The following is a 4,565-nucleotide window of genomic DNA, read 5'->3' on the forward strand; positions in this document are numbered from 1 at the left end:
AAACCCTGGGCTCTCCCCCCGCCCCGGGGGGGTGTTCGCGGGGGGGGGGGGGGCCTGGTTCGTAATCCCCGGCCCCCCCCCCCCCCCCCACCCGGGGGGGGGGGGCCGCACTGTGGGGTGGGGCTTCCGTTTCCGCGCCCGCTCCGCATGCGACCGCTGGCAGGTCCCTAGCCGGCCGGCTGCAAGGCCCAGTGGTGCGGCTCGATGGGGGCCGGTCTCACCACGAGCCGGGCGGTCACGCCGGGATCGTCGACGAGCCTTCCCCAGGAGGCGGACCGGTCGCCGGGGGTGTGCTCGATGTCGGCCCACACCGTGCTGCCGGGCCCGGCAGAACCGTAGAAGACGGTCCACTCGGCGTACCTGTCGCAGTTGTCGCTGATCCCCACCTTGTGGTCGTCCGTCAACCTCATGCAGCCGCGCGGGGCCGAGTCCGACACGGAGACGTCCATCGTTCCGTTGGGCCGTTGCTGTACGTGCCAGTTCGCCGAGGTGTACGTGGTGTCCGCGCAGTCGCCCAGTGACACCGTGCCGACAGGTCCGTGCAGCTTGGGCCAGACCAGGCACTTGCCGTCCGTGAGGGACGCGAACCGGTAGAACCCGTCGATGAGCGGGGCGGCGTGGGCGGGCTGCGCGAGCGCCGCAGTGGCCGCGACGGCGGCGGCCATGAGGGCGATGACTCGTGAACGCATGGGACGGGACTCCTCGAACACAGCCGTGGTCGAACCGATCGCACGGCACTGACTCGGTCGGCACAATCCGCCGGAGACGGCGGCGGCACCGATCCTGGAACACCGGCCCGCCCGGTAGCAGCCGGCGGTCGCCGCTGTCACTCGCCTGGCTGAGCCACGTCACCCGACGGTGTGGCGGCTCGGGCTGCGGGCCTGCGCGGTGTCGGGGGGTGTCCAGCCCGTTCCGGCGCGCGAACCCGGGCCGGCGTGGCCCGCCGGCCTTCCGCAGCCGCGGGTAGCCCGTGTCGAATACGGTGACCCGCGCCCCTGCGGCGGCGAGTATCGGACCCTGCTGGCCGCCGCCGGAGGCCAGGCACAACACGTCCTTGCCGGTCAGGTCCGTCGGCAAGACCTCTATGGCATACCTGATCCCGCCCCGTACCCCGCTCACCCCCGCAGGAGGTCCACCATGCCTTCGGCCACGTACGCCCACGGCTCCGACGGACCCGTCTTCCTGCGCTTCGGCCGCACCCACATGCAGCCTCTCCGACACGCTTCGCCGCGCAGCCGAGAAGAAGAAGGCCGAGCACGAGGCCAGTCGCCCCGTCTGCGCGCAGTGCGGGACGAACTTCGACGACGACCGATGGACGAGCTTCAGGTACGCCCCGGAGCCGGGCCACCGGTGGCACCCGACTTTGTGCCGGCCGTTTGAGGACAAGACGCTCGTGGGTGAGGACCAGGCCGAGCGCGACCGCCCGGCAGTGGAGGCCGCCGCGACGGCCGAGAAGGCCCGTCGCTGGCGCGACCGCTTCCGCCCCGGGCAAGCCCAAGGCGACCCGGGGCAAGCCTCCTGACGCCCGGGTAAGCCTGCCGCCGGCAGCGTAGGCAAACCTTAGGTGACCCCGCGCAAGCCCGCGTTGTCGGTGGCGGCTGGCATCCGGGCTACCCCACTACGGCCACGTCCGGTACCAGGGGCAGGCTCAGGGTCGCCTGGGCAGCTACCGGGTGATCGGTTCCGCAGTTGCACGGGCCGGTCACGGCACTGACGTGTGGTGTGACCGATGGTGCGAAGCCAATCGGTCACACCGCCCTCGTGACCGGTGACCGACGGCCGGTCACGCGATAGGGCAAGCTCGCCGGCGAGCAGGCTTGCCCGGTCTGCGGAGGGCTTGCCCAGCCCGTTCCGCAGGGACGGCCGCTAGGCGGTTTCCTCCGGATCAAAACCGTCTGATGTCCCTGGTCAAAAAGATCTCGGATCCGTCGGACGGGCGGCCTACGCTGAGCCCCGTTCGTACTATCTGGGAGAAGCATGACAAGCAGGTTCACCGAGTTGAGTGTTGACTGCCATGACCCGGAGCGGCTCGCCGCCTTCTGGTGCGAGGTCTTCGATTTCAAGGTGATCGACCGGAGCGAGGACAGCGTCGAGATCGGCTCCTGGATGCCGACCGTCGAAGAGGTCCGGGCCCGTCAGATGCCGACCACCCTGGTGTTCGTCCAGGTGCCGGAGGGCAAAGCTGTGAAGAACCGGCTCCACCTCGACGTCAGCCCGATCGACGCCAGCACCGAGGACGAGGTGACCAGGCTGCTCGGCCTCGGCGCCACCAGGACGGACGTGGGCCAGGGCCCGGACCGGAGCTGGGTGGTCATGGCCGACCCCGAGGGCAACGAGTTCTGCGTCCTGCGCTCCCTGGCACCGCAGGACTAGTGCCGCATCAGGCAACGTTCGCCCTGTCGACGACGGTGCGTAGGCGCCGGTCGTCGGCATGGCGGTTTCGCCAGATGATGTAGCGGCGGATCATGCTGTCGGCATGGTCGGTGCCGTCGAGGGTGAAGTAGCGTAGGGCCGTGAACTGGGCCTCGATGCGGTTGAGCCAGGACGAGTTCGTCGGGGTGTAGGCGATCTCGACGTTGTTCGCGGCCGCCCAGGTGCCGACCCGCTGGCACCTCTTCGTGGTCAGATGCGGGGAGAAGTTGTCGCAGACGATCGCGATGCGGACGTTGTCCGGGTGGAGGCTGCGCAGGTAGCGGCAGAACTCCAGGAACTGCGTCCGCTTCTTGACCGGTTTGATGTGGCCGTAGAGCTTGTCCTTGGCCAGGTCCAGGGCAGCGAACAGGTGCCGCACTCCGCCGTAGCGGTTGTAGGTCGCCCGCCGTCGTCGGCGTGGTTCACGGTCGGGGTTTTGTGCTTGCCGCCGCGCTCGGCCCATTGTCGGCCCAGGTGGGGCATCAGGTTCAGTGGGCCGAACTCGTCCAGGCAGAAGATGACTTCAGGCTCGCCATCCTCGGGTATGACCTCGCCGTCGGCGATCGCGTAGAGATGCTCGACGCGGGCCTTCTTGGCCGCGTACTCCGGATCGCGGGAGGCTTTCCAGGTCTTCAAGCGTTGAAACGAGACGCCCTCCTCGCGGAGCAGGATGCGCAGGCCCTCGTGGCTGATGTCGTCGACCACCCCCTCGGCAACCAGGAAGTCCGCCAGCTTGGTCAGGCTCCAGGTGGAGAACGGCAGGTCGTGCTCGGTCGGCTTCGACTTCGCGATCTTCTTGATCTCACGCCGCTCGGGCAGCGTGAACGTCTTGGGGCGGCCGCCCTTGTACTTCGGATACAGCGACTCGAAGCCGTCAGCGTTGAAGTTGTGGATCACATCCCGGACCCGGTCATCGCTGGTGAACGACACCTCGGCGATCTTCGCCACCGGCATGCCCTGCGCCGACAGCAGCACCATCTGCGCGTGCCGCCACGTCACGACCGAGCCGGTGCCTCTACGAACGATCCGCAGTAACCGCCGGCCCTCGTCGTCACCGATCTCACGAACCCGCACCCGTTCAGCCCTGCACACAGCCTGGCAGTGACCCGAATCGGCGGACGGCTTCGACCGCGTCACATCGTCCGGCGATTCCTCAGCTCGGCAAGCCATTCGCTTACCTGCTCGTCGTCGTGCAGGTAGCCGCCGCTCTCATCCACTGGAAGATCGATTCCGTGGAGGAGACTCAGCGCCCACCAGGAGACGTCGTCCCAATCGAGCCCGTTGTCAGTCACCCATCGCCCGGCCCAGCGGTCGACCTCGTCCCGGGTCAACCGACCTTCGACAATCGCTACGAAGCGGTCTTCGATCTCATCAAGAGTCGGCTGGCGACTGGCATCCATGCCCTGACCGTACAGGCAGGGCAAACGTTGGCTGATGCGGCACTAGACGAGTAAGTCCGAAGTCTTGGGGCGCATGAAGCAAGGGCTCGTTGATCCGTTTGTGACGATAGATCTCGAACCCTCGGAACAGCACTTTACGTGAAGATCGATGACTCTCTGGCAGGAACGCGGAGGGCCGGACGGCCACCAAGGCTGGCGGACGCGGAACTGCTGACGGTGGCGGTCATCCAGGCCGTCCCGGGACCGAAGCCCGGTGGCTGCGGTTCGCCCGCACCCACCTGGCCGGCGAGTTCCCCTACCTGCCCGGCCAGTCCGGCTACAACAAACGCCTGCGGGCCGCGAACCCGCTGATCAGCCGCTTCATCCGAACCCTGGCCCGGGACACCGACCTCTGGCACGACGACGTGTGGGTCGTGGACTCCACTCCCGTCGAATGCGCCCGCTCACGCCCCACCGTCAAACGATCCGACCTGGCCGGCTGGGCCGGCTACGGCTACTGCGCCTCACACTCACGCTACCCGGGTAACCGCCGTCGGCGATCGTGGTCGTCCTGCCGACGGCGTTCTTCGCGCCGGACTCTGTCCAGGCCTTGCAGTCGTTGCGATTGCCGGGCAGGGGCTTGCCGACTGCCACGACCAGGCGCGTGTCGGCGTCGACGACGGGACTGTAAAACGTTCGGTGTAACTCCCGATCATGGAAGATGCATCGATGACCAGCAACAACGTGACCGAGACCGTCGAGTCGTCTGCGACG

The 4,565-nt window shown here is 68.0% G+C and carries 3 protein-coding genes and 3 pseudogenes; 2 read left to right on the plus strand and 4 right to left on the minus strand.

Going from position 1 to position 4,565, the window contains the following annotated elements:
- Nucleotides 1-167: 167 nt before the first annotated feature.
- Nucleotides 168-689 (minus strand): hypothetical protein, encoded by a 522-nt coding sequence (locus tag ACWF9Z_RS35410; protein ID WP_453609571.1) that lies wholly within the window; start codon nt 687-689, stop codon nt 168-170.
- Between the two features lie 1,288 nt (nt 690-1,977).
- On the opposite strand from ACWF9Z_RS35410, the gene ACWF9Z_RS35415 reads away from it, so the two are divergent.
- Complete coding sequence (locus ACWF9Z_RS35415) at nt 1,978-2,373, plus strand: VOC family protein (RefSeq protein WP_453609572.1); 396 nt, start codon at nt 1,978-1,980, stop codon at nt 2,371-2,373.
- A 7-nt stretch (nt 2,374-2,380) separates the two neighbouring features.
- Here ACWF9Z_RS35415 and ACWF9Z_RS35420 read toward each other — a convergent pair.
- Together ACWF9Z_RS35420 and ACWF9Z_RS35425 are read right to left on the minus strand one after the other, a co-directional pair.
- Nucleotides 2,381-3,504 (minus strand): annotated as a pseudogene (locus ACWF9Z_RS35420) (IS630 family transposase).
- A gap of 41 nt (nt 3,505-3,545) precedes the next feature.
- Entirely contained in the window at nt 3,546-3,812 is a 267-nt protein-coding gene (locus ACWF9Z_RS35425; protein WP_453609574.1) for a hypothetical protein, read from the minus strand.
- Between the two features lie 138 nt (nt 3,813-3,950).
- Here ACWF9Z_RS35425 and ACWF9Z_RS35430 point away from each other — a divergent pair.
- Nucleotides 3,951-4,330 (plus strand): annotated as a pseudogene (locus ACWF9Z_RS35430) (IS982 family transposase); the annotation flags it as partial.
- On the opposite strand, the pseudogene ACWF9Z_RS35435 reads toward ACWF9Z_RS35430, so the two are convergent.
- Nucleotides 4,296-4,493 (minus strand): annotated as a pseudogene (locus ACWF9Z_RS35435) (IS5/IS1182 family transposase); the annotation flags it as partial. The pseudogenes ACWF9Z_RS35430 and ACWF9Z_RS35435 sit on opposite strands and share 35 nt — an antisense overlap.
- Nucleotides 4,494-4,565 lie beyond the last annotated feature (72 nt).

Source organism: Streptomyces sp. NPDC054961 (assembly GCF_053609145.1).

Coding starts and splice junctions, on each gene's coding strand:
- ACWF9Z_RS35410 (WP_453609571.1), bottom strand. CDS start 689: ATGCGTTCACGAGTCATCGCCCTCATGGCCGCCGCCGTCGCGGCCACT.
- ACWF9Z_RS35415 (WP_453609572.1), top strand. CDS start 1,978: ATGACAAGCAGGTTCACCGAGTTGAGTGTTGACTGCCATGACCCGGAG.
- ACWF9Z_RS35425 (WP_453609574.1), bottom strand. CDS start 3,812: ATGGATGCCAGTCGCCAGCCGACTCTTGATGAGATCGAAGACCGCTTC.